The sequence below is a fragment of the Naumannella halotolerans genome (assembly GCF_004364645.1).
Classification (GTDB): domain Bacteria; phylum Actinomycetota; class Actinomycetes; order Propionibacteriales; family Propionibacteriaceae; genus Naumannella; species Naumannella halotolerans.
In genome coordinates this window covers 1333412-1358281 of the sequence record NZ_SOAW01000001.1, presented here as the reverse complement: position 1 = coordinate 1358281, position 24870 = coordinate 1333412, and the positions used below count along the sequence as shown (strand labels likewise).

General features: G+C 68.7%; 22 protein-coding genes and 1 riboswitch. Of the genes, 10 read left to right on the top strand and 12 right to left on the bottom strand.

Annotated elements, in window-relative coordinates; genetic code table 11:
* The first annotated feature begins 36 nt into the window (after positions 1–36).
* A complete protein-coding gene (locus CLV29_RS17115) occupies positions 37–366 on the top strand; it encodes an ABC transporter ATP-binding protein (protein ID WP_341799755.1) in 330 nt (109 codons plus the stop codon).
* A gap of 147 nt (positions 367–513) precedes the next feature.
* Complete coding sequence (locus CLV29_RS06255) at positions 514–2325, top strand: siderophore-interacting protein (protein ID WP_208292780.1); 1812 nt, start codon at positions 514–516, stop codon at positions 2323–2325.
* On the opposite strand, the gene CLV29_RS06250 is transcribed toward CLV29_RS06255, so the two are convergent.
* The 4 genes from CLV29_RS06250 to CLV29_RS06235 all read right to left on the bottom strand — a co-directional run bounded on the left by CLV29_RS06250 (position 2315) and on the right by CLV29_RS06235 (position 5815).
* Positions 2315–3139, bottom strand: coding sequence for a helix-turn-helix transcriptional regulator (locus CLV29_RS06250; protein ID WP_133755076.1), 825 nt, complete (start codon positions 3137–3139; stop codon positions 2315–2317). The two genes, CLV29_RS06255 and CLV29_RS06250, sit on opposite strands and share 11 nt — an antisense overlap.
* Before the next feature lie 340 nt (positions 3140–3479).
* A complete protein-coding gene (locus CLV29_RS06245) occupies positions 3480–4256 on the bottom strand; it encodes an alpha/beta fold hydrolase (RefSeq protein WP_133754111.1) in 777 nt (258 codons plus the stop codon).
* 64 nt (positions 4257–4320) lie between these two features.
* Positions 4321–4494: a hypothetical protein gene (locus tag CLV29_RS16735; RefSeq protein WP_243831762.1), complete on the bottom strand. Its 174-nt coding sequence runs from the start codon at positions 4492–4494 to the stop codon at positions 4321–4323.
* A 133-nt stretch (positions 4495–4627) separates the two neighbouring features.
* On the bottom strand, positions 4628–5815 hold the full coding sequence (locus CLV29_RS06235) for a 3-hydroxyacyl-CoA dehydrogenase (RefSeq protein ID WP_166649151.1): 1188 nt from the start codon (positions 5813–5815) through the stop codon (positions 4628–4630).
* 102 nt (positions 5816–5917) lie between these two features.
* Between CLV29_RS06235 and nucS the strand changes: the two genes are divergently transcribed.
* Together nucS and CLV29_RS06225 are read left to right on the top strand one after the other, a co-directional pair.
* Complete coding sequence (gene nucS / locus CLV29_RS06230; protein ID WP_392508725.1) at positions 5918–6622, top strand: endonuclease NucS; 705 nt, start codon at positions 5918–5920, stop codon at positions 6620–6622.
* Between the two features lie 299 nt (positions 6623–6921).
* Positions 6922–8097 (top strand): alpha/beta hydrolase, encoded by a 1176-nt coding sequence (locus tag CLV29_RS06225; protein ID WP_133754108.1) that lies wholly within the window; start codon positions 6922–6924, stop codon positions 8095–8097.
* Between the two features lie 85 nt (positions 8098–8182).
* Here the strand turns inward: CLV29_RS06225 and CLV29_RS06220 are convergent, their stop codons facing one another.
* Both CLV29_RS06220 and CLV29_RS06215 read right to left on the bottom strand, forming a co-directional pair.
* A complete protein-coding gene (locus CLV29_RS06220; RefSeq protein WP_133754107.1) occupies positions 8183–9391 on the bottom strand; it encodes an AI-2E family transporter in 1209 nt (402 codons plus the stop codon).
* A 137-nt stretch (positions 9392–9528) separates the two neighbouring features.
* Positions 9529–10851: a hypothetical protein gene (locus CLV29_RS06215; RefSeq protein ID WP_133754106.1), complete on the bottom strand. Its 1323-nt coding sequence runs from the start codon at positions 10849–10851 to the stop codon at positions 9529–9531.
* A gap of 238 nt (positions 10852–11089) precedes the next feature.
* Between CLV29_RS06215 and CLV29_RS06210 the strand changes: the two genes are divergently transcribed.
* Positions 11090–12298: an acetyl-CoA C-acetyltransferase gene (locus CLV29_RS06210; protein WP_133754105.1), complete on the top strand. Its 1209-nt coding sequence runs from the start codon at positions 11090–11092 to the stop codon at positions 12296–12298.
* Positions 12299–12327: 29 nt separating this feature from the next.
* On the opposite strand, the gene CLV29_RS06205 is transcribed toward CLV29_RS06210, so the two are convergent.
* Positions 12328–12978 (bottom strand): 4'-phosphopantetheinyl transferase family protein, encoded by a 651-nt coding sequence (locus CLV29_RS06205; protein WP_133754104.1) that lies wholly within the window; start codon positions 12976–12978, stop codon positions 12328–12330.
* A complete protein-coding gene (locus CLV29_RS06200; protein WP_166649150.1) occupies positions 12971–13540 on the bottom strand; it encodes an isochorismatase family protein in 570 nt (189 codons plus the stop codon). The genes CLV29_RS06205 and CLV29_RS06200 overlap by 8 nt, the downstream gene beginning before the upstream one ends.
* Positions 13541–13782: 242 nt before the next feature.
* Here CLV29_RS06200 and lon point away from each other — a divergent pair, with 242 nt between their 5' ends.
* From lon to thiD, 4 genes are all read left to right on the top strand, one after another.
* A complete protein-coding gene (gene lon / locus CLV29_RS06195; protein ID WP_133754102.1) occupies positions 13783–16116 on the top strand; it encodes an endopeptidase La in 2334 nt (777 codons plus the stop codon).
* Positions 16117–16232: 116 nt separating this feature from the next.
* Positions 16233–16324: riboswitch (TPP riboswitch) on the top strand.
* A complete protein-coding gene (gene thiM / locus CLV29_RS06190; protein WP_133754101.1) occupies positions 16315–17133 on the top strand; it encodes a hydroxyethylthiazole kinase in 819 nt (272 codons plus the stop codon). (Overlaps the previous riboswitch by 10 nt.)
* Complete coding sequence (gene thiE / locus CLV29_RS06185; RefSeq protein WP_133754100.1) at positions 17130–17813, top strand: thiamine phosphate synthase; 684 nt, start codon at positions 17130–17132, stop codon at positions 17811–17813. Before thiM ends, thiE begins: the two co-directional genes overlap by 4 nt.
* Positions 17810–18661, top strand: coding sequence for a bifunctional hydroxymethylpyrimidine kinase/phosphomethylpyrimidine kinase (gene thiD / locus CLV29_RS06180; RefSeq protein WP_208292778.1), 852 nt, complete (start codon positions 17810–17812; stop codon positions 18659–18661). Before thiE ends, thiD begins: the two co-directional genes overlap by 4 nt.
* 121 nt (positions 18662–18782) lie before the next feature.
* On the opposite strand, the gene CLV29_RS06175 is transcribed toward thiD, so the two are convergent.
* From CLV29_RS06175 to pgm, 4 genes are all read right to left on the bottom strand, one after another.
* Positions 18783–20138, bottom strand: coding sequence for an ABC transporter substrate-binding protein (locus tag CLV29_RS06175; RefSeq protein ID WP_133754098.1), 1356 nt, complete (start codon positions 20136–20138; stop codon positions 18783–18785).
* Positions 20139–20205: 67 nt separating this feature from the next.
* The gene (locus CLV29_RS06170) at positions 20206–21090 is read right to left on the bottom strand and encodes a carbohydrate ABC transporter permease (protein ID WP_243831761.1); all 885 of its coding nucleotides are present in this window, start codon (positions 21088–21090) and stop codon (positions 20206–20208) included.
* Positions 21087–22067: a carbohydrate ABC transporter permease gene (locus CLV29_RS06165; RefSeq protein WP_133754097.1), complete on the bottom strand. Its 981-nt coding sequence runs from the start codon at positions 22065–22067 to the stop codon at positions 21087–21089. The genes CLV29_RS06170 and CLV29_RS06165 overlap by 4 nt, the downstream gene beginning before the upstream one ends.
* A gap of 192 nt (positions 22068–22259) precedes the next feature.
* Positions 22260–23897, bottom strand: coding sequence for a phosphoglucomutase (alpha-D-glucose-1,6-bisphosphate-dependent) (gene pgm, locus CLV29_RS06160; RefSeq protein ID WP_133754096.1), 1638 nt, complete (start codon positions 23895–23897; stop codon positions 22260–22262).
* Between the two features lie 46 nt (positions 23898–23943).
* On the opposite strand from pgm, the gene CLV29_RS06155 reads away from it, so the two are divergent.
* A complete protein-coding gene (locus CLV29_RS06155; RefSeq protein WP_133754095.1) occupies positions 23944–24864 on the top strand; it encodes a tetratricopeptide repeat protein in 921 nt (306 codons plus the stop codon).
* Positions 24865–24870 lie beyond the last annotated feature (6 nt).

The window sequence follows — 24870 nt, the reverse complement described above, 5'->3', positions numbered from 1 at the left end:
GCGTCTGGGTGGCGATGCTGCTGGCCCAGCAGACTGATGCTGCTGGACGAACCGACCAGCTTCCTCGACATCGCCCACCAGTTCGAACTGATGGAACTGTTGCGGGACCTGCACGAACAGGGCAAGACCGTGGTCGCGGTGCTGCACGACCTCAACCAGGCCGCGCGATACGCCCAGCACCTGATCGTGATGCGGAACGGTGAGGTGGTCACCACTGGCCCCCCGGCCGAAGTGATCACCGCGGAGGTGATCGAGGAGGTCTTCGGCCTGCGGGTGCTGGTCGTACCCGACCCGGTGACCGGCACCCCGTCGGTGGTGCCCCTGGATCCTCGGGCCCAGCCGTTCGACGTCGAGGGCGTGCGGTGAACGCCCGGAGTGCTGCCGACCTCGCAGTCGGCTGAGTCCGTACCGCCGGGTACGATCCCGGACCGCCGAAATCAGCACGGTCCCCGAACCGAACGCCGGATCACCTCCGGCCCGAATGGAGTGAGCATGGCCCGCAGTCTTCGCCCGATGGACGTCTTCCCGATCACCACCCGGGTCCTGCAGGTGCTCCGGGTCGCCGACGTCACCCCGGGAATGCGGCGGGTGACCCTCGGCGGCCCGCTGCTGGCAGCACACACGGCACCGAACGGTTTTCCGGTCCAGGGGTTCCGCTCCGAGGGTTTCGACGACGAGTTCAAACTGATCCTGAAGCATCCCGATGCCGCCCAGGTGGTCGGCCCGACCCAGGCCGACGGGGTGCTCAACTGGCCGCGGGAGGATCCGCACCTGGTGATGCGTACCTACACCGTGCGCCGCTGGGACCCCGAGGCCGGTGAGCTGGACGTCGACCTGGTGCTGCACGGGGCCGGACCGGCCACCAGCTGGGCCCGTGGGGTGCAGCCCGGCGAGTCGATCCAGGTGGCTGGTCCGACGATGTCGGAAGGTGATCCGGTCGGAGCGGACTGGATCCTGGCCGCCGGTGACGAGACGGCCCTGCCGGCCATCGGCCGTTGGTTGGAGCACTGGCCGGCCGGAGTTCCGGGCCAGGTGTTCGTGGAGGTGGCCGAACCCGCGCATCGCCAGGAGCTTGCCGTGCCCGACGGGGTCGAGCTGACCTGGCTGTCCCGCGACGGTGCTCCGGCGGGGACCACCACGCTGTTGCTGGATGCGCTCACCTCGGCCCGCTGGGATCCGGGGACACCGTTCGCCTGGGTGGCCGGCGAGGCGCTGAGCATCGCACCGATCCGCCGTTGGCTGCGCCGGGAGAAGAAGCTCACCGCGGAGCAGGTCCAGGTGGACGGCTACTGGCGGGTGCAGAAGGCCGATCCGGCCAGACCGGCCGACGAACCGAGTGTCCACGCCCGGATGCATGAGCTGATCGACATCATGCCGGGATTCGCCGCCCGGGTGGCGGTCTCGGTCGGCCTGATCGAGGCATTGTCCGGCGGACCGGTCTCCTTCGACGCCCTGGTCGCCGACACCGGTACCGACGCGGTCGGTACGGCAAGACTACTGCGCTATCTGGGTGCGGTCGGGTTCACCGAACAGATCGGCGAGCGGTGGGCGCTGACCGCCCTGGGCAACGAACTCGCCGAGGAGCACTCGCTGGAGGAACTGGACTTCAACAGCTACACCGGCCGCCGGACCCTCGGTGTGCTCGCCCTGACCCAGGCGGTGCGCGGCGGACGGGGCAACTACGCCGAGCTGTTCGGCGCGGAGTTCGCCGAGCTGGTGCAGGCCGAGCCGGAGGTGCTGCGCCGCGCGGTCCGTTGGCAGTCCTATCTCAGCGCCTATGTGGCCACGGCGCTGGCCGCCTCATCCACACTCACCGGCAGCCGGTCGGTGCTGGTCGCCGGAACCGCCGCCGGTGACCTCGCGGTGGCGTTGACCCGAGCGGACCCCGAACGCCGGGTCACCGTGGTCACCACCCCGGCGGAGGTGGAGGCCCTGACCAGGGTGCACGGGCAACCCGCCCGGGTGACCTGGTCGGCAGGCGATCCGGATCAGCCCCCGGCCGGGGACTACGACGTGGTGCTGCTCAGCGGGGTGCTCGCCGGGCTGGCCGACGATGCGGCCGAACGGCGGTTGCGGAACTGGTCGCTGCTCGGTGGGCGGCTCCACCTGCTGGAGAACCTGCTCGACGCCGGTGCGGACGCCGACGACGAGGACTACGCCGAGGATCTGCTGGACTTCGCCATCCATGGCAGCGGGACCCGTGACCCGGCGCAGACCGATTCTCTGGTGGGTCGCGCCGGCCTGGCGGTCACCGAGCGCGGCACCGTCGGTTGGGGGACCAGCCTGCTGCGACTGGAGCAGGCCGGAACCCGGCTCACCGGGTGAGGGCGATCAGTTCCGACCGGGTCCTGGCGCCGACCTTGCGCAGCAGGTTGGCGATGTGGAACTTCACGGTGTTCGGGCTGATCGCGAGCTCGGCGGCGATGTCGGCATTGCGATGGCCGGCCGCCACCAGGTGAAGCACGTCGCGTTCGCGGCTGGTGAGTCCCACCGCAGGTTCGCGTTCGTTGCGGCCGCCCGGCGGGTCCAGCGGCAGCCGGATCGAGGTGTGCGATCCCCAACCACTGGTCGACTCGATGTCCAACCTTCCGTCGAGCGCCTTCACCCGCTCGGCGATCGGTCGCAGGGAGTCGTCGTGGACGTCGAGTTCGCCGTCGCCGTCGTCGTGGATGTCGATCAGCAGATTCAAACCGTCACAGTTCCACTGGATCCGTACCCGCTGGGCATCCTCGCGATCGGTCAGGGCCAGCACCGCGATCCGGACGATCGCCCGGGCGGCCTGGGCGACCTCACCGGGCAGTGCCCGCCCGGTGGCCGGGGGCGCCACGAACTGCACCTGCAGGTCCCCGTACCGGATCAACGGACGCAGATCGTTCTGCAGTCGCTCGAACGCCCCGGTCACCGGCTCGAGCAGGCTCTGGCGCTGGGCATCGCTGTCCGCACGCAAGGAGACCAGCGCGGCTGCCGCCACATCGACTGCGCGGGTACGGGCGGTACGGTGGTCCAGCCGCGGTGACCGCAGGATCGCCAGGATCGACTCCAGGGTGACCGCATGGCGGTCGGCCTGCTCGGCGACAGTCCGGGTGTGCTCGTGCAACAGGGCTCTGGTCGCCGCTCCACTGGCCGCACCTCGTCCCATGCTCACGACGGACAGCCTACCCAGCCGGCGAGCCCACCCGGTGGTGTGGGACGCGGCGCACCGCTTGTCGCTGCTCGGCGCCGACGGTGAGGTACCCACCGCCTCAAGCCGGCCGGCGCGCTGAGGGGCATCGCGAGGCAGTCTGGGCTGCGCGCCGCGCAGAACTCCCCGGCGACGAGAACCGGTCGCGGGTCACCGAACAACCGTCCTCCCTCGCATCCGTTCCGCAGCATGCGCAGCCATGATCGTCTCAAAGGTGCGTGTCCTGCGGAACGGATGCGGTCGGGGGTACCTCGAGCAGGTCGTGCTGCCGACCGAGGGCGGGCAGTCGGCCGGGTGTTCAGTCCTCAGCAGTGTCGCCGAGGAACTTCTGCAGCACCGCGACGAAGGCCTCGGGTTGCTCGGAATGCACCCAGTGGCCGGCGCCCTTGATCGTCACCGAGCGAACCTTCGGGAACAGCCGACGCATCGCCTCGCGGTAACCGGGCTGGATGTAGTCGGAATTGGCGCCGGCCACCCACAGCACCGGTCGGTCGAAGGTCGCCTCGGTCGGTGGCCAGCCACCCAGGTCGTCCAGATGTGCACCGAGCAACTGCAGGTTCATCTGCCAGCGCCAGTGGTCCTTGTCCCGCCGCAGGTTCTGCAGCAGGAATCCCCGGATCACCCCACTGCGTACCCGCTGGGCGAGCAGATCGTCGGCATCCCCGCGGCTGGTCAGGGAATCGAGGTCGATGTCCTGCATCCCCTCGACGTAACGGGTGAAGGAGGTCAGGCCTCGGTAGTCGACGGGGGAGATGTCCACCACCACCAGTCGGCGGACCAGGTCGGGATGCCGCAGGGCCACCTGCATGGCGATCTTGCCACCCATCGAATGACCGATCAGATCGACCGGCGCGTACCGGCGTAGTTGTTCGGCGACCAGATCCGCCCAGGCGGCGTAGTCGACCGAATCGGTCCAGGGAGAGCGGCCGTGGTTCGGCATGTCCAGCAGCAGGCTGGTGTGCGCCGGTGTCAGCGCCTTGGCGATCCGGGTCCAGTTCTTGCCCTGACCGAACAGGCCGTGGCAGAACGCCAGATCCGGTTCGGAACCTCCGATCACCGACTCGTGCAGTTTCACCGTTCATTCCCTTCGTGGTCCCGATCCCGGTCCGGGCGCGTCCTCGGCCGGCGGGTACGGTCGATCAACGCGGTCCCAACCGCTGCCAGCAACTGTTGTGCCAGTGGCGACGGTCCTCCGGGCCACCCCCGGCCAGGCTGCGTTCGGCGCGCCAGGCGACCAGATGGGCGGTCCCCGGGCTGATCACCCGGTTGCACCCCGGGCAGCGGTACTCCTTGGTCGCGCCGGCGCCGCTCACCCGCCGGACCACCCAGCCCGCGGGGGCCGCCAGATCGGCCGCGAATCCGGCCGAGAGCGGACGCGGGTACGCAAGTGCTTGCTCGGACGGCGCTTTCCCATCGGAGCCTCCGTTCACCCTCGCCCGGTCCGGGTCATCGTGACCGCAGCAGTTCCAGGGCGGCCTGCGGCTCGGCCGCATCGGCCAGCGCCTCCAGCAGCGCACTCGGACGGTCACCGGGCTCGGCCGTCCGCTCGAAGATCGCCCGCTGCCGGTCCAGTACGGCGCGGGGCCCGCGCGCGGCCAGGACCTCGAAGGGCTTCGGCATCCGACAGCCCAACGACATCCCGGCGTCGATGTCATCGGGTGTGGCGTAGTTCGTCTCCACCATGCGAACGGCATCGTTCAGATAATCGGTGACCAGTTCCTCGGCGATGCCCTCACCGCTGGCCCACTGCGGTGTGCGCACCGGGGCGACCGATTCCTCGGAGCGGTAGTCGTAGAACCCGCGGCCGGTCTTGCGACCGAGCAGTCCGGCCTCCAGCAACTGCGTCAGCAACGGTGCCGGGGCATGTCGACGGTCCTTCGTCTCGTCGTACATCCGCACCAGGACGGCATGGCCGACGTCGATCCCGATCATGTCCAGCAACGCCAGCGGCCCCATCGGGTACCCGGCTTCCTCGACCATCGCCGCATCCAGTTGTTCGCGACTGATCCGGCCGTCGGCATAGGTACGGACCGCTGCGTTCAGGTATCCCACGAGCAACGAGTTGACGATGAACCCGGCCCGGTCCCCGCAGCGGATCGGACGCTTTCCCAGCTCCTGCAGGAAGGACATGGCCCGGTCGATCACCGCCGGATCGGTCAGTACGGTGTCGATCACCTCGACCAGCGGTTGCACCGGAGCGGGGTTGAAGAAGTGGATGCCGATCACCCTGTCCGGACGAGTGGTACCGGCGGCGATCGAGGTGATCGACAGCGAGGAGGTGTTCGTCGCCAGGATCGCATCCGCCGGTGCGTGGGCGTCGATCTCGGCGAAGACCGCCTGCTTCAGTTCGGGCTTCTCGCTGACCGCCTCGATGATCACCGATGCCCCGGTGAGGACGGCCTTGTCGGTGCCGAAGCTCACCCGGGAGACCACTGCCTGGCGTTCGTCGGGGTTCAGCTTGCCCTTCTGCACGGCGCGGTCCAGGGACGTCTCCAGGCGTTCGCGACCACCGGCGACCGCCCGGTCGTCGTAGTCGATGCCGAACACCCGATGTCCGGCCTTGGCCAGCACCTCGACGATGCCGGCCCCCATGGTGCCCAAACCGATCACGGCGGTTGTCTGCTGTTCGCTCACTGCCCCATCTTGGCAGGTCCGGACCAGCGATGACCGCTGGCCTCGGCGCAGTGGGCAGCCGAACGCGGAACTGCGCATGCTCGGGTCGGAGGACTAGGCTGGGTGATCGTGCGGTTGGTGATAGCGGAGTGTTCGGTCGACTACGCGGGCAGGCTCTCGGCGCATCTGCCGATGGCCCGCCGGTTGATCCTGGTGAAGGCCGACGGTTCGGTCTCGATCCATGCCGATGATCGGGCCTACAAACCCCTGAACTGGATGAGCCCGCCCTGCACCCTCACCATCGACACCGCGCCGGAGCCCTTGGAGGGCGATCTGGCCGAGGTGATCCAGCGCTGGCAGGTACGCAATACCGCCGGCGAGCTGCTGCAGATCTCGATCACCGCGGTGCACCACGACTCCAGTCATGAACTGGGTGTCGATCCGGGGCTGCAGAAGGACGGAGTGGAGGCCCATCTGCAGGAACTGCTGGCCGCCAACCCCGACACCTTCGGCGACGGGTGGTCGCTTGTCCGTCGGGAGTACCCGACCGCGATCGGGCCGGTCGACCTGTTGTGCCGCAATGCCGACGGGATGCACGTCGCCGTAGAGGTCAAGCGGCGCGGGGAGATCGACGGCGTGGAACAACTCACACGCTACCTGGAGCTGCTCAACCGCGACCCGCTGCTCTCACCGGTACGCGGGGTCTTCGCCGCGCAGGCGATCAAACCGCAGGCGAAGGTGCTGGCCGCCGATCGTGGGATCAGCTGCGTGGTGGTCGACTACGACGCCCTGCGGGGGATCGACAACCCCGAGGACCGACTCTTCTGAATCGCTGGCGGGCCCATGTGAATCGCTGACGGGCCAGGTTGAATCGCTGACGGCCCCGACCCGCGGGAGCCCGGTCCGCGTACCGCCGCGTCCGTTGATCTGTTCCGCAGTACGTGCACCTCTGGTGGCGCGTTGGCTGCGTTTGCTGCGGAACGGATGGCGGGCCGGGCCTGCCGGCGGGGGGTGCTGCGGAACGGATGCCAATCGCGGCCGGTTCGATCACAACCTGCCAACGAAAGCCCCGCCGTACCGCCCTACGCCTGCCCGAGCCGAACCCATTGCCCCTAGGGTGAGGCCCCATGAAGCGAGGTGTGGCGACCGGTCTCGGCGTGGTCGCGGTGGTGATCGGGGCGCTGCTCGTCGTCCTGGCGGTGGCCGCGATCTGGATTCCCGGCCCGCTGCAGGAGCTCGGGATCGCCGTCTACGGCAGTTACGGGCCCTGGGTGGTGATCATCGGCGCCCTGATGTTCGGTGCCGGGCTGCTGGTCCGCCGGCTCGGACGCACGGTGCTCGGCTGGTTCGGCGCCGCCTTGGCGACCCCGGCACTGCTGCTCGGGCTGGTGGTCTGCGCACCGCAGGCCGTGGTCGCGTTCAGTGAGGGTACGGTGCCCACCCCGGCGAACACCTTGGGGATCGCCTCGACCGAGAACACCGCACCGGATCGGACCGCTGTCTATGCGACGCTGGAGGACGGGACCGAACTGCAGGCCCAACTGTGGCTGCCCCGCAACGATTCGCTCGATCCCCGGCCGGCCCTGATCTGGATGCACGGTGGCGGATTCGTCGGCGGTGACCCCGCCGAGGACGCCGGTTGGCATCGTGAGCTCGCCGAGGCCGGTTACCCGGTGATCTCGGTGCAGTACCGGTTGTCGCCGCCACCGCGCTGGCAGGAGGCCCCTTCCGATGTCGCCTGTGCGCTGTCCTGGGTCCGGGAGCAGTCCCGGGAACTCGACATCGATCCGGAACAGATCGTTCTCGGGGGATCCGATGCCGGTGGGAACCTGGCGCTGACGGTGGCCTACGGCCTGGACCAGCCACCGGCTGAGGGGGAGGAGGCCGAGTCCGGGATCGGCACCAGCTGCGGTGACCTGCCCGAGGCGCCTGCCGGGGTGATCGCGATCTCGCCGCAGGTCGATCTCACCGTACCCACGAAGGCCGGCGACTTCCCCTGGGCGGAGTTCCTCGGGGGCAGCCCGCAGGAGGCGGCCGAGGCCTACGCCTATGCCTCACCGATCAACCGGGTCCGCGAGGACCTGCCGCGGACGTTGTTGATCACCGGTCAGTACGACCCGGTGACCACGCAGGCGGTGGCCGACCGGTTCGCCAGCGCGCTGCGCGGGCAACGGGTGGATGTACGCCACCTCATTTACCCCTTCGGTGGCCACGACTTCGACGCCCCGGACACCTTGGGCGAGGAGGTCCGGGACACCGTTGCGCTGAACTGGCTGGAACAGTGGTTCCCGATGGAGATCTGAGGGCACGCTCCGCAAGGCGCCTCACCGTCGCGACGGTGTCGAGGCCGACGAGTCGACCGTTCGCCCGGCGGGGGAGCAGCGCAGGTCAGCTGCGGTCCAGCCGGGGGATCAGCACATCGCGGTAGAGGACCATGATCACCGCCGCCATCGGGATCGCCAGGATGGCACCCAGCACCCCGTTCAGCAGTCCACCGGCGGTGGCGGCGATCACCACGACCACACCGGGGATGTTCACCGACCGATGGAAGATCCGCGGCTGGATCAGGTACGCATCCAGTTGCTGGTAGACGATCCCGTAGATCAGGTACGCCACCCCCGGTACGACTCCGACCGCGAAGCAGATCAGGGTCACGATGATCAACGAGATGGTGGATCCGACCAATGGGATGAAGGCGAAGATGGCCACCACGAAGGCCAGCGCCAGGCCGTAGCGGCCCATCCCGATGATGTTCAGAAAGATGAAGGCGAAGGTCGCCGAGCACAGCGACACCACAGCCATACCGGACAGGTATCCGCCGACCTGCCGCATCGTCTTGTCGGCCAGGTAGCGGGCCCGGGGACGCCGCGAGGCCGGCGCCAGTTGGTAGATCGTGCGTTTGATCGTCGGCAGTGAGATCAGGAAATAGATGGTCAGCACCACGGTGACGACGAGTGAGAAGACCGAGTTCGCGACGAAGACACCGGCGCCCAGGATGCCGCCGAAGGCGCGGTCGGCCCACTGACCGGAGGCGATGAAACCGGTCAGTCGCTCGGTCAGCTGGTAGTCGGCGTCGAGGGCGGCGAGCTGCGGGAGCTGGGCCAGCCGTTCCAAGGCGATCGGTACGGCCGTACCGAGCTGGTTGACCTGGGCCAGGGCAACCGGGAGCACCGCGGCCAGACCCAGTGCGAGCAGTCCCAGGCCGACCAGCACGACCCCGAGCACGGCCAACCCCCGGCGTACCCCGCGACGGATCCAGAACTCGACCACCGGGTTCGCGCCCAGGGCGATGAACAACGACAGGACGATCAACAGCACCAGCGTCTGCAACTGCAGCAGCGCGGTACCGACCGCCAGGGCGGCCAGCGCGCCCAGGGTGCCGAAGAAGCCGATGCCGAACGGCGACCGGTCGGTCAGACCGCGCCGGCGCAGTGAAGCCGCGGGGATCGGCGGCGCGCTGTCGCGCTCCACCGGCCCGCGGCGCGGACCGGGATCCTCGGCTGCCCGCTCCGAAGGGCTGTCCGGGCGGTCATCGGCGAGCGACCCGGCAGGCGCCGCCTCGGGCCAGGATGAGCGTTCCCACGGATCGGAGGACATCGTCCAGTCCGGCTCGGGGACGCGTGGTCGACGTGGCCGGATCAGCCGCGCCAGCCGACCGAACCGGCCCCGGACCGACAGTTCGCCGGATCCCGCTCGGCCCGATCGCTCGGACGAAGGCTCGGCGGGGTCCTCGGTCACTTCGAGGTGCTGGTGGTGTCGCTGGGCAGGCTGAGCTTGCGGGTGGAGACCTCGGTCTCCTCACCCGAACCGGAGTCGGTCGTGGCGGCATGCTCCTGATGGAACTGGGCGGTCTCGACCGTCGGCTCGTCGTCGGGTGAGGCCTCAGCCGGCTGTGACGCGGCCGGGCCCTGTGAGGTCGTCACGGTCTCGGAGGTGGCGACGGTCTGCACATCGGATTCGTCAGCGGGCTGTGAGGCGGTGTCCGGCTGCTGGTTCCCCGTCGGGGCGCCGTCGGAGAACTCGTCCAGATCGTCGACCGAAGGGAACTCCTGCGCGGTCTGGGTGGCCAGCGCCGAGAGGCTGCTCAGCTGCGCCAGAATCGACTGCTTGCGCTGGTTCAGCAACTCGGTCTCCCGGCCCAGCTGCTCCTTGCGGAAGAGGAACTGCTTCTCGGCCCGCTTGGTCATCGCCTCGGCCTGTCGGCGGGCATTGGCGATCTGCTCCTCGGTCTCCCGGGCGGCCAGCACCTTGATCCGTTCGGCCTCCTTGGCGGCCTCCGAACGTACCCGATTGGCCTCGGCGACCTGGGCGGCCAGCAACTCCGTCGACTCGGCATGGCGCTGCTTGGCGTCGTCGAGCAGACGTACGGTGTCACCGCTGATCTTCTCGTGCTCGGCCCGCAGTGCAGCCAGCATCTCCTCCCGCTTGCGGGCGGCCTCGGCCACCGACTCCGCTGCGGTCCGCCGGGCGGCCTCGTTGGTCTGTTCGGCGTTCAGCCGGGCCTGTTCGACCATGGCGGCGCTCTCGCTCTCGGCCTCGCCGATGATCGCGTTCGCCCGCTGTTCCGCAGCCTGCACGATCTTCGCCGCCTCCGCCCGGGCCAGTTCCACGTGCTGGGTCGCCTGCCGGTCGAGGTTGTCACGCAGCTCGCGCAGATCGGCCAGGGTCATCGCCTTGGTGTCCTCGGCCTCCTGCCGTCCCGCTGCGCGCAGTTCGTCACCGGCCCGGCGGGCCTCCTCGCGTACCCGCTCGGCCTCCATGTGGGCGCGGTCGGTCAGCTCCCGGGCCTGGGACTGGGCGACCCGCAGGATCTCGGTCGCGTGATTGCCCAGATGTTCGAAATCGCCCTCACCGGGTGCAATCGGCTGCGTCGGCTCCTGGGCGGCGAGGTCGGCGTTCTGCGACTCCAGTTCCCGGATGTAATCGCGTGCCTGGCCGAGCTTCTCCTCCAGCGACAGCACGTACTCGTCCACCGCATGACGGTCATAACCCCGCAGGGCGGAAGGGAAGTTGCCGGCGGCACTGGCCCGATCGTCGAAAAGGTTGAGTCCGGTCATCTCGGTCACTGTGCAACTCCTGAATGCGTGCGGGGCAGGCTGGCGCTGCTTCCAAGTTAGCGCGCAGCAGGTACGAAAACGACGCACGACTGCCTGCTGAATGAACATCTTAGGTGTTCGAGAAGATTCTGCCGCCGGCCTGAGCGGGTGTCGTCGGTGGCCCGGGGGTCGGTGGCCGAGGAGTCCGCGAGGGCTGATCGGCGCTACCATGTGGGCGACATCCAGGAGGCAGGAAAACATGAGTTCACAGGCGAGTTCAACCGGATCTGTCATCGTCGGCGGTGCCCGTACCCCCTTCGGCAAACTGCTCGGAGGCCTGGCCTCGCAGTCGGCCACCGATCTCGGGGGGATCGCCATCGCGGCGGCACTGGAACGGGCAGGTGTCGATCCCTCCGAGGTGGACCAGGTCGTGCTGGGCCAGGTGCTGCCCGCCGGGGGCGGGCAGTTGACCGCCCGGCAGGCTGCGGTGAAGGCCGGGATCTCCATGGACGTACCGGCCGTCACCGTCAACAAGGTGTGCCTGTCGGGACTGACCGCGGTGGCCATGGCCGATCAGCTGATCCGCTCCGGTGAGGCCGAGGTCGTGGTCGCCGGGGGCATGGAGTCGATGACCAATGCGCCGCACCTGCTGACCGGATCCCGTCAGGGACACAAGTACGGTGCGCTCAGCATGGCCGACCACATGGAACTGGACGCCCTGTTCGACGTCTACACCGATCAGTCCATGGGTGCGTTGACCGAGCAGTACAACAAGGGTGCCGATGAGGTCACCAGGGCCGAGGGCGATGCCTTCTCCGCCCGGTCCCACCAGCGGGCAGCACAGTTCGCGGAGCTGCTGGCCGAGGAGATCGTGGCGGTGAGCATCCCGCAACGCCGGGGTGAGCCGGTGGTCATCGCCGCCGACGAAGGGGTACGGGGGGACACCACCGCCGAGACCCTGGGCAGGTTGCGTCCGGCCTTCGCCGCCGAGGGCACGATCACTGCCGGATCATCCAGCCCGATCTCCGATGGCGCGGCTGCCGTGGTGGTGGCCAGCCCGGAGGCCGCAGAGCGCCTCGGGCTGACCCCGATCGCCCGGATCGGGGCCTACGGACAGGTTGCCGGTCCCGATTCCTCGCTGCAGCTGCAGCCTGCCAATGCGATCCGCAAGGCCTGTGCGAGGGCGGGCATCGATCCCGCCTCGTTGGATCTGATCGAGATCAACGAAGCCTTCGCCGCGGTCGGCATCGCCAGCGCCCGCTCACTGGGGCTGGACGACGCAGCGGTGGAGGAGAAGGTGAACATCCACGGCGGCGCGATCGCCGTCGGTCACCCGGTCGGCGCGTCGGGCGCCCGACTCGTGCTCACCTTGGCCAAGGAACTCCAGCGCCGTGGCAGCGGCATCGGTGCTGCCGCGCTGTGCGGTGGTGGCGGACAAGGTGATGCGCTGATCCTGTACGCACCCTGAGCCGCGCGCACGGCCCGCCCACCCCGGCTTCAGGCCGGGGTGTCGGCGGTGGTGTCCACCAGGGCGAACAGGTCGATCGCCTCAGGTGCGCCACCGCAGACGACATGTCCGCGTACGCCGGTGGCCGGGTCGGAGAACTCACCGGCCGGTAGGGAGAACAACGAGCGGCTGGCCAACAGGTCGGCCAGTTCCCCCAGACCGGCCTTCGCCGCGGCCCCGGCGGCGGTCCGCCGCGGCGACATGCTGCGGGGGTCGTCATCGTCGAAACCGGTCAGGGCGATGTCCACCCCGATGGCACCGGCGCCGACCGCAGCGGCGACCATCCCGCCGGCATAGGCCCAGGAGACCCCCGGGGGCCGGCAGCCGAACAGGGTCGGCCGACCGTGCGGGGTACGGCAACTGGAGCAGTTCTGGTACCAGCGGAAGCGAATGCCGGTCGACGGCGCCAGGCCCGCCCAGCGGGCGAGCAGCAGCCGGGTCAGCGCACGTGAGGCCGCGAAGTTCACCCGATCCTGCTGCGAGTGCAGGGAGCGGCAGCGGGCGCGTTCGATCGGCGACAGTGCCACCCAGGGGTGGAAGTGGTTGCTGGCCACCGCCAGGACTGCCGAGGCCGGGGCCACGGCCAGCAGCGGCTGGCGCATCTCATCGGTCGAACGGCAGGCGCAGGAATCCTCAGTCATTGCCGGTGGTCCGACCTCGCTCGTCGCCCTGCCACTGCGCCAGGAGTTCCTCGCTGGTGCACACCCGACCACCGATGGCGGCCACGTACCGGGCGGTCGCCGTCGCGCCGAACTCATCGGTGTCGACCAGTGCGTCGGTCACCAGCACCGGGCAGAACCCTTCACGAACGGCTCGGGTGGCCGTGGCCAGGCACTCGATCTGGGCGTGTCCGCCGACGATCACCAGGCAGTCACGCCCGGCGCTGGAAAGTCGGTCGGCCAGGTCGGTTCGGGAGAAGGCGTCGTCGCGCCACATGGTCAGGGTTTCGTCACCATGGTCGACCGCACTCACCCGGGCGGTCGGCCGGGAGACCCGGAACACGCTGATCCCTTGCGAGCGGGCCGCCGCAGCCACCAGTTCCTGGTTGGCCAGTGCTGCTACGCAGCGGGGCAGCAGCCGTTCGACCGGAAAGGGGGAGTGGATCGCCATCGCGCATCGTCCCACCGAGGGCAGGGGTGCAGCTTCGTTCGGCGCAGACACGAATGGGGTGGTGCTGATCTGCGTCGCGGTTGCGAGGTTCATGCTCATCCTTCTGGTGCTGCCGTGTCGTCACTGGGAACGATGCCCCGTGACCGGTCCCGTGCGGTGCCCCGTCATTCTCCTAGGTTAGGGACACCTTACGTCAAGAGGTGAAGGTCACAACCTTCTCGAATGAGACATGAGACACGTGTCCGATCCGGTGGATCTGTGCTGAGCGTTTTCACCGTGAGCGAACCGGGAATGAAGTCCTTGAATCTGACGTTGAGTCGGTGACGCTCAACTTGATGGAGGATGTTGTGCAACTTCCGATTCTTTTTCTTTCCGAACTGGTGGTCCTGCCGGGCATGGTCGTGCCGATCCGGCTGGACGAGACCTCGCGGGCCGCGATCGACACCGCGCGCGCCAGCAGCGACGGCAAACTCGTCGTCGCTCCGCGACTTGCCGACCGGTACGCCAGCTACGGCGTGGTGGCCGAGATCGTGCAGCAGGGGCGGATGGCCGGTGACGGCGCCGAAGCCGCGGTCCTGCGTGCCGAACGCCGGGTGAAGATCGGCTCCGGTGTGTCCGGGCCCGGCAGTGCCCTGTGGGTGGAGGCCGAGGATGTGCCGGTGACCGAACCCGACGAGCAGCTGCGCGAGCTGGCCAAGGAGTACAAGTCACTGGTGATCGCGACCCTGCAGCGCCGTGACGCATGGCAGGTGATCGACAACGTGCAGCGGGTGACCGATCCCGATCAGCTCGCCGATCTCGCCGGGTACGCCAGCTGGCTGACCGACGACCAGAAGCGCGCACTGCTGGAGACCCCCGAGGTCGCCGAGCGGCTGCAGACGCTGATCGAGTGGACTCGCAACCAGATCGCCGAGGCCGAGGTCAACGACAAGATCGCCGACGATGTCCGCGAGGGCATGGAGAAGTCGCAGCGGGAGTTCCTGCTGCGCCAGCAGCTCAATGCCATCCGGGCAGAGCTCGGCGAGGGCGAACCCGATGGTGCGGAGGACTACCGGACCAGGGTCGAGCAGGCCGACCTGCCCGAGAAGGTACGCGAGGCCGCGCTGCGTGAGGTGGACAAGCTCGAGCGCAGTTCGGACCAGACCCCGGAGGCCGGCTGGATCCGTACCTGGCTGGACACGATCCTGGACATGCCGTGGGGACAGACGACCACCGACAACACCGACATCGCCGCGGCGCGGGAGGTGCTGGATGCCGATCACCACGGTCTGGATGACGTGAAGGACCGGATGATCGAGTACCTGGCCGTTCGGTCGCGGCGGGCCGAGCGTGGGCTGCAGGTGGTCGGGGGGCGTGGCTCCGGTGCCGTCCTGGCGCTGGCCGGGCCGCCCGGTGTCGGCAAGACCTCCCTGGGGGAGTCGGTTGCCCGTGCCCTGGGCCGCAAGTTCGTCCGCGTCGCCCTGGGTGGAGTCCGGGACGAGGCCGAGATCCGCGGTCACCGGCGTACCTACGTCGGAGCCCTGCCGGGTCGGATCGTGCGTGCCATCAGCGAGGCGGGTTCGATGAATCCGGTGGTGCTGCTGGACGAGATCGACAAGGTGGGTTCGGACTACCGGGGTGACCCGTCCTCGGCGCTGCTGGAGGTCTTGGACCCGGCGCAGAACCACACCTTCCGCGACCACTACCTGGACGTCGATCTCGACCTGTCCGATGTGTTGTTCCTGGCCACGGCGAACGTGATAGAGAACATCCCCGAGCCGCTGCTGGACCGGATGGAACTGGTGACGATCGACGGTTACACCGAGGATGACAAGATCAACATCGCGCGTGACTTCTTGCTGCCGAAGCAGCGGGAACTGGCCGCACTCGATGCCGAGGAGGTGATCTTCACCGACGAGGCGTTGCGGGAGATCGCCGCCGACTACACCCGTGAACCCGGCGTGCGGCAGCTGGAAAGGCTGCTGGCCAAGGGATTGCGGAAGGCGGCGACGAAGATCGCTCAGGGCCGGGCGGAGGCAGCGATCACCATCGACCTGGGCAATCTGAAGGACTTCCTGGGGCGGCCACGGTTCACTCCGGAGTCCGACGAACGTACCGAGGTGCCCGGGGTTGCGACCGGTCTGGCCGTCACCGGACTGGGTGGCGACGTGCTGTTCATCGAGGCCAATGCCGTCGACGGCGAGCGAGGTCTCACCCTCACCGGTCAGTTGGGTGAGGTGATGAAGGAGTCGGCGCAGATCGCCCTGTCCTACGTCCGGGCGCACGCCGCCGAACTCGGCATCACCGACCCCGGTGTGCTGGACCGGCGGATCCACATCCACGTTCCGGCCGGTGCGATCCCCAAGGACGGGCCGAGCGCCGGTGTGACCATGGTGACCGCACTGGTCTCGATGGCCACCGGCCGTCGGGTCCGCAGTGATGTCGGGATGACCGGTGAGGTGACCTTGAACGGGCGGGTGTTGCCGATCGGCGGATTGAAGCAGAAGCTGCTCGCCGCCCAGCGCAACGGATTGCGCACGGTCTTCGCACCGAAGCGCAACGAACCCGACCTCGACGAGGTGCCGAGTGAGGTGCTGGAGGCGATCACCGTCGTCCCGTCCACCGATGTGGCCGAACTGGTCGCCGCGGCGTTGGAACCGGTGACCGAGTCGGCGCGGGCGGCAGCCTGATCATCTCGGGCTCGCCCCGGCCGTGAGGCCGGCGGAATCGATCGGCGAAGGGCCGGGATCCACCTCTGGTAGGTCCCGGCCCTTTCGTGCCTCTGGGTGCTGACGTAGGGTGTGGGGCAAGTGACACGGGGTGCGCCACGGTGCTGAGATCACACCCGTTGAACCTGATCTAGTTCGTACTAGCGAAGGGATGTCCGTATGCGCGACCATGCGCCCGCGACGACGCCGACCATTCACACCGAGCTGCTCGATCGGCTCCGATCGACCTCCCCACTGGTGCAGTCGATCACCAACACCGTGGTCACCAACTTCACCGCCAATGCATTGCTTGCACTCGGGGCTGCACCGGCGATGGTGGACATCCCGGGCGAGGCCGGGATGTTCGCCGGCCTCGCCGGTGGGGTGTTGATCAACCTGGGGACACCCCTGGCCGAGAACCGGGCCGCCGCCGTCGAGGCGGCCGCAGCCGCCGGTCGGGCCGGGACCCCATGGGTGCTCGACCCGGTGGCGGCCGGGGTGCTGCCGATCCGCACCGCACTGGCCGCCGAACTGGTGGCCGCCGGCCCGACCGTGATCCGCGGTAATGCCAGTGAGATCCTCGCCGCTGCCGGCGCCGGTGGTGGCGGGCGAGGAGTCGATTCGACGGCCGGGCCGGAAGCGGCACTGGATGCCGCCAGGGGACTTGCGGTCCGTACCGGTGGGGTGGTCGCGGTCAGCGGCCCGACCGATCTGGTCACCGACGGGAGCACCGTCGTCCGGGTGGCCAACGGGGACCGGTTGCTGACCCGGATCACCGGTGGGGGTTGCGCACTCGGGGCGGTGATGGCCGCCTTCCTGGCGGTGAGCGAGGAGACGACGGTGTTCGATGCGACCGTGACCGCGGTGGCCTGTTACACGATCGCCGCCGAACTGGCCGCCGAGCAGGCAGCAGGTCCGGGTTCGTTCGCGGTGGCATTCCTGGACCGGCTCGGCGATCTCACGGCGGACCAGGTGCGGCAGCGGGTGGTACTGGCATGAGCGTCGGCCAACCGGTGCCCGGCCGGGCTCGGGTGCCCGGACGGCTCGAGCTGCACCTGGTCACCGACACCGCCCAGTGTGGTGACCGCGGTGTGCTGGAGACCGTTCGGCGAGCCGTCGCCGGCGGTGTGAGCGTGCTGCAAATACGGGACAAGACCGCCTCGGCTCGCGAATTTCTCGACCTGGTGACCCGGATCGCAGACACCGTGGGTGACCGGGTACCGGTGCTGGTGAACGATCGGGTGGACATCTTCTGTGCCGCCCGGGAACAGCAGGCAGCCGTGGCCGGAGTCCACCTGGGACAGGACGACCTTCCCGCCGAGACGGCCAGGCGGATCCTCGGTGCCGAACCGATCATCGGGTTGACGGCAAGCTCCCGGGCACAGCTGGCGGCCGCGGATTCACTGCCAGGTGGCACCGTGGACTACCTCGGGGTGGGGGTGGTGCGGGCCACCGCCACCAAGCCCGACCACCCGCCGGAATTGGGTACCGACGGGTTCTCCAGACTCGCCGGCGCCACCGCACTGCCGTGCGTGGCGATCGGTGGAATCCGGTCCGAAGATCTGCCGGGGCTCCGTCGCGGCGGGGCCGCCGGTGTGGCTGTGGTCTCGGCGATCTGTGCCAGTGCCGACCCCGAAGGGTCCGCCCGTGCGCTGGCCGACCGATGGGAGAACGGGTGAGCGGCATCCCGCGGGTGTTGTCGATCGCCGGCTCCGATCCCAGTGGAGGGGCCGGGGTGCAGGGTGATCTGAAGAGCATCGCCGCCAACGGCGGGTACGCGATGGCGGCGATCAGTGCGCTCACCGCCCAGAACACCACCGGGGTCCGGGCCATCCACGTGCCACCACCGGAGTTCCTCAGCGCCCAGCTTGAGGCGATCAGCGACGACATCACCGTCGACGCGGTGAAGATCGGCATGCTCGGTACGGCAGCGGTCGCCCGCGTGGTGGGGGAATGGTTGGTCCGGCATCGGCCCCCGGTGGTCGTGCTGGACCCGGTGATGGTGGCCACCAGCGGGGACCGGCTGGTCGATGCCGATGCCGAGGACGCGGTCTCGGAGCTGATCACCCGGTCCGACCTGGTCACCCCGAACATCCCCGAACTGGCCGTCCTCACCGACGCTGCCCCGGCCCGTACCTTGGCCGAGGCACTGGAACAGGCCCACGGTCTTGCCGACCGGTCCGGGGTCCGGGTACTGGTCAAGGGCGGACACCTGCGGGGACTGGTGGTCACCGACGCGCTGCTCGACCGCGGAGTGGTCACCGAGTTCACCGGTGACCGGGTGCCGGGCAGCAACACCCATGGAACCGGGTGCGCGCTGTCCAGCGCACTGGCCACCCGGGTGGCCGCCCACGGTGACTGGGCGCTGGCGACCCAGCAGGCGAAGGACTGGCTGACCGCGGCGATCTCCGCCGGCCGGCAGCTGGCCGTGGGACACGGCAACGGTCCGGTGGATCATCTGGTGGGCCTGCGGGACGAACCGGCGCGGCCCGCCGGCCCCAGGGAAGCGACCGTCCGACCCCGATGACAGGCATCGCTGACCCGAGCCTCGATCCGGCCGCACGTACGGGCTGATCAGGACCGGAAGTGACGAGACCCCGCCGGCGACCATCCGGTCCCCGGCGGGGTCTCGTCCTGATTCCCGTGGCTCAGCCGATGTTCGGCTCCACCTGGGTGGTGTACAACTCCTCCAGGGTCGACTTCAACCCGGTCAGCGTCTCCTGCACATCGGCCTGCTCGTTCAGCACGGCCGCGGCGGCGTTGGCCATCTCCAGTTCCGCCCCGGGGACGAACACCCGGGCCCAGTCCTGGGAACGGGTGACCTCGAGCTGATCGATCGCGGTCTGGATCTGCGGGGTCTCGGCCAACAGGGTGGAGACATCGGCGTCGGTCTGCACCGGCATGTATCCGGTGGCGGCGGAGAACTTCACGGTGTTCTCCGGGTTGGTCAGGAAGCCGATCATCATCGCCGAGGCGAGCTGGTTGGCCGGATCGATCCCCGAGGGGATGCCCAGGCCGGCGCCACCGGTGGGGCAGACCGGAGTCTGCACCTGCGGTCCGCCGGGCAGGAAGCCGACCCCGACCTCGAACTTGTCACCGACGGTGTCCAGCAGACCGACCAACGAACCGGTGGACTCGATGGTCGCGCTGCAGCCCTCGGCGGCCAGGTCGTCAACCGCGGCCTGGCTGGCCACCGTGGCCCAGCCGTCCTTGATCGAGTTCTGCGCGAAGGTGATGGCCTCGACGGCCTGCGGGTTGTCGCAGATGATGTCGAAGGACTCCTCGGCCGACCAGCCGCTGCCGTACCCCCACAGCAGGTTCTGCAGGATCCAGCCCGCGTACCCGTCCAGGGCCGGGAACTCATAGGCCGAGACACCGGTGGCCTCCTTCAGCGCCGGTGCCCACTCGGCGAACTCCGCCCAGGTCTGCGGAGCACGATCCTCCAGCCCGGCGGCCTCCCAGTGCGCCTTGTTGTAGTAGAACAGCGGCGTCGAGCGGGCCCAGGGCAGCGCCCACTGGCCACCGTCGTACTGGTAGTCACCGATCAGCGACTCCCGGTAACCGGCGGTGGTGATCCCGGCAGCCTCGATCGCGGTCCCCAGCGGGATGATCGTCTGCTGCATGTAGTAGCGGAACCACCAGACATCGGACAGCACGACCGCATCCGGCAGGTCACCGGAGGCCTGGGCGGTCTGGAAGCGCTGGGCGATCTCCTCATAGTTGGCGCCGGCGGTGACCAGTTCCACCTCGATCCCGGACTCCTGGGTGAAGGCGTCCAGCAGGCTTCGGGTGATCTGCTCCGAACCACCGGGATGGTTGGACCAGAAGGTGATCGACTTGGCCGCCTCCACACCGCTGAAGTCGGGACCGTTGACGTCCACCGGTGCGGTACCTCCGCCGGCACCGCCACCGATGGACGGGCCGCCACAGGCGCCCAGGGCCAGCGCACCCACGCCGGCACCGGCCAGGCCGAGGAATCGGCGCCGGTCGAACATTGATCTCATTGACTGTCCCTTTCGTCAACAACCCGACGATCCGTCGCCGCCGGGAGGGTCGATACATAGGTGGCGGTCACTTGACCGCGCCTTGGGTGAGTCCTGCAACGATGTGTCGTTGGAGGATCGCGAAGACGATCAGCACCGGCAGGATCACCAATACCGATCCCGCCATCAACATGGCGTAGGCACTGGGATCAGGCTCACTGTTCTGCAACCGGGTCAGGCCGACCGGCAAGGTCGCCATCGACAGCGAGTTGGTGATCACCAGGGGCCAGATGTACTCGTTCCACTCGGTCACGATGGTGACCAGGGCGACCGTGGCGATGGTCGGTGCGGAGACCGGGGCGACGATGCTGAACAGGCGTCGGAAGTGACCGGCGCCATCGATCTCGGCAGCTTCCAGCAGTTCCTTGGGCAGGGACAGGAAGTGCTGCCGGAGCAGGAACGTGCCGAATGCCGTGCCCAGACCGGGAAGGATCAGTCCCCAGTAGGTGTCGGTTCCGCCGAGCCCGGCGATGAACACGTAGTTGGGAAGCAGGGAGACCTGCGGGGGCACCATCAGGGCCACCAGGATGGCGACGAAGATGATCCGTTTGAACGGGAACCGGACGAAGACCAGGGCATAGGCGGTGGTCAGTGCCAAGATCACCTTCAGGCCCGAACCGATGGCGGTGACGATGAACGAGTTCAGGAACAACCGGGGGAAGTCCACGGTCGCCGAGGCCCGCTCGTAGGCGGCGAGGCTGGGATCGGCCGGGAACAGGATCAGCTCCCGGGTGACAATCTCCCCGGGGGACTTGAACGAGCTGATGATCATCCAGACCAGTGGGAGGACCACTGCCAAGGTGGCGATGATCATCGGCAGGTAGCCGCCGATCAGGTCCCCGGCGACCGCGGCGCCGGAACGCTGCCGGCGGCGCGGGGTCGGGGTATCGGCCGGGAGCGTGGTCGTGCTCACGTGTAGTGCACCCGCCTCTCGACGAAGATCAGTTGGACCAGGGTGAGGACCATCAGGACGATGAACAAGATGCTGGAGATCGCTGCGGAGTAACCGGCCTGGTTGTTGGCCAGGAAGGCCTGCAGGTACGACTCGTACATCAGCGTCGTGGTGCCCCGGCCGAGCGGGTTCATGATCCGCAGGATGTCGAAGGCCTGCAGTGATGCCAAGGTGACGGTCATCAGCAGGAAGAAGCTGGTGGGCGACAGCAACGGCAGGGTGACCGAGAAGAATCGACGTACCGGTGAGGCCCCGTCGATCGAGGCCGCCTCGAGCACGTCATTGGGGACCGCGGTCATGGCGGCGATGTAGATCACCGCGCAGTAGCCGACGTTCTTCCAGATGAAGACGATGATCACCATCACCAGGGTCAGGTCCGGGTCGTTGAACCACTGCGGTGAGGCGGCGCCGAACTTGCGCAGGATGATCGCCATCACGCCGATCGTCGGGTCGAAGATGAACGACCAGACGAGTCCGATGCCCACACCGGACAGGACATAGGGAGCGAAGACCGAGGCTCGGGCGAAGGTACGTCCGCGCAGGGGCCGGCTGAGGACCACCGCCAGACCGAGGCCGAGGACGATCGAGCCGCCGACGGTGGCGATGGTGAAGATCGCCGTCGTCCGCAGCACCTCGACCGCGCGGTCGCCGCTGAAGAACCGGACGTAGTTGTCCAGCCCGGCGCTGGTGGCGATCGGTGACCCGAGCACCCAGTTCAGCGTGGAGTAGTAGAAGTTCGTCAGGATCGGGCGGTAGGAGAAGACCAGGATCAACACGATGTTCGGCAGCGCGAACAACAAGAAGATCCAGAAATCACCCCGGTTGCGCCTGCTGATGCCGAATCGCCGACGGCGGGACGGTGACGTTCCCGTTCGATCATCGGCGGTCGCCTCGGACCGCGGAGGATCCCCGCTTGCCACTTCCACTGTGCCAGCCACTCCGGAAAGCTAGGGCCCTTCGGTGTGTGCTGGCAACCCCCGGATGAACCCGTGGTGAACGAACGGTGGCGCTTCGGTGCGGGTCGTTTCGGTGCCGAACCTTCCGGATCAGCCGCCGTTCGGGCAGGTCGACTCACCACCCAGCCGGTCGATCAACCACCCAGCCGGTCGATCAATCACCCAGCCGGTCGATCAATCACCCAGCGCCCGCGACACCACGTCCTGGGCGGCGGCCTGCACCTGCGCCAGATGTTCCGGGCCGCGCATCGACTCGGCGTAGATCTTGTACTTGTCCTCGGTGCCGGAGGGCCGGGCGGCGAACCAGGCGTTCTCGGTGGTGACCTTGATCCCGCCGATCGGGGCATCGTTGCCGGGTGCCTTGGTCAGCACCGCGGTGATCGGCTCGCCGGCCAGTTCGGTGGCGGTGACATCGGCCGGGGAGAGGGCTGCCAGCCGCGCCTTCTGCTCCCGGTCGGCTGAGGCGTCGATCCGGGAGTAGGCGGGCTCCCCGAATCGGTGAGTCAACTCCGAGTACAGCTGCGACGGGGTCTTCTGGGTGACGGCCAGGATCTCCGCGGCCAGCAGGCAGAGCAGGATCCCGTCCTTGTCGGTGGTCCAGGTCCGGCCGTCGCGGGTGAGGAAGGAGGCTCCGGCCGATTCCTCCCCGCCGAAGCCGAGAGTTCCGTCGCTGAGACCGGGAACGAACCACTTGAAGCCGACCGGCACCTCCACCAGATTCAGGCCGAGATCGGCGACGACCCGGTCGATCATCGACGACGAGACCAGGGTCTTGCCGACTCCGATGCCCTGCGGCCATCCGCTGCGGTGGGTGTACAGGTAGCCGATGGCGACGGCCAGGTAGGCATTGGGGTTCATCAGCCCGGCATCGGGGGTGACGATCCCGTGCCGGTCGGAGTCGGCGTCGTTGCCGGTGGACAGGTCGTAGGCCGTGCGGTTGGCCAGCAGGGAGGCCATCGCGTCGGGGGAGGAGGGATCCATCCGGATCTTGCCGTCGGTGTCCAGGGTCATGAACGACCAGGCCGGGTCCACGGTGTCATTGGTGACGGTGATGTCGAGCTGCAGACGCTCGGCGATCGCCTGCCAGTAGTGCACACTGGCACCGCCCATCGGATCGGCCCCCATCCGCAGTCCCGACCTGCGGATCGCGTCGAGGTCGATCGCCTCGGCGAGTCCGTCGATGTACAGGCTCAGGTAGTCGAAGCGCTCGACCTGCGGCTCGGCCACGGCGTAGGTGACCCTCCGGATGGCCGCCGGGTCAGCGAGCAGTGCGTTGGCCCGGGCCGCGATGGCCTTGGTCGCATCGGTGTCGGCGGGCCCGCCGTGCGGTGGGTTGTATTTGAACCCGCCGTCGCGGGGCGGGTTGTGCGAGGGGGTGACGACGATCCCGTCGGCGGGTGCACCGGCATTGGCGGGGTCGGCGTTGTGCACCACGATCGCTCGGGACAGGGCCGGGGTGGGGGTGTACTCGTCCTCGCGCTCGGCGCGGACCGCGATGTCGTTGCCGATCAGCACTTCGGTGGCGGTACGCCAGGCGGGCAGGGACAGTGCGTGGGTGTCCTTGCCCAGGTACACCGGGCCGGTGATCCCCTGCGAGGCCCGGTACTCGACGATGGCCTGGGTGGTGGCGGCGATGTGCAGATCGTTGAAGGCGCCGTCCAGACTGGAGCCCCGGTGACCGGAGGTGCCGAAGACCACCTGCTGGTCCGGATTCGTCGGATCCGGGACGATCTCGTGGTACGCGGCCAGCACCGCGTCGACGTCGATCAGGTCGGAGGACTGCGCCGGTTGACCGGCCCGCTCGTGTGCCATGGCCCTATCCTGCCGTGTCGTCGGCCGGGCCTGCCAGAATGGGGTCATGAGTTCTTCCAGTTTTGGTGGCGCCATGGACCTTTCGGCCCTGAAGGCCAAGGCGCAGGCCCCGCAGTCCACCGGCGCACAGGCCGGTGGCGGCAGTTTCGTCGTCGACATCACCCAGGTGAACTTCCAGCAGGTGCTGGGGGAGTCGGTCAGGTATCCGGTGGTGGTCGAGTTCTGGTCACCGAGGGCGGAGGGCACGGCGGAGTTGAGCCGTACCCTGGCCGACCTGGCGAACTCCTCCGGTGGCAGGTTCCTGCTCGGGCGGGTCGATGTCGACACCGAGGGCCAGATCGCCCAGGCGCTCGGGGTGCAGGCCGTGCCGACGGTGGTGGCGGTCCTCGGTGGGCAGTTGGCCCCGCTGTTCCAAGGTGCCCAACCCGCCGACCAGGTGCGGGCGGTGATCGATCAGGTGCTGCAGACCGCGGTGGCCAACGGGATCGTCGGCACCGCACCGTCCCAGGGCGCCGAAGCCGAGTCCGACGAGGGTGCAGAGCCCCCGGCCGATCCACGTTTCGAGGCCGCCGACGCTGCCCTGGCCGCCGGTGACTACGCCGCCGCCGAGGCCGAGTACGCCAAGCTGTTGGCCGAGACCCCGAACGATCCCGAGGCCAGGGCAGGTAAGGCCCAGGTCGGCCTGCTCGCCCGCACGGTCGGCGCCGGCATCGATCCGCAGGCGGTGATCGCGACGGCCGAGGCCGCGCCCGCAGATGTCGAGGCCCAGCTGGCCGCCGCGGACGCCGAGATCGTCGGCGGTGACGCGGCGGCCGGGTTCGGCCGGTTGGTCGGGGTCGTGCGGCGTACCGCCGGGGATGACCGCGAGCGGGTCCGGCAGCGGCTGCTGGAACTGTTCGAGGTGGTGGACCCGAAGGATCCGGCGGTTCTGAAGGCCCGGCGAGACCTGATGACGGCACTGTTCTGAGCGGCC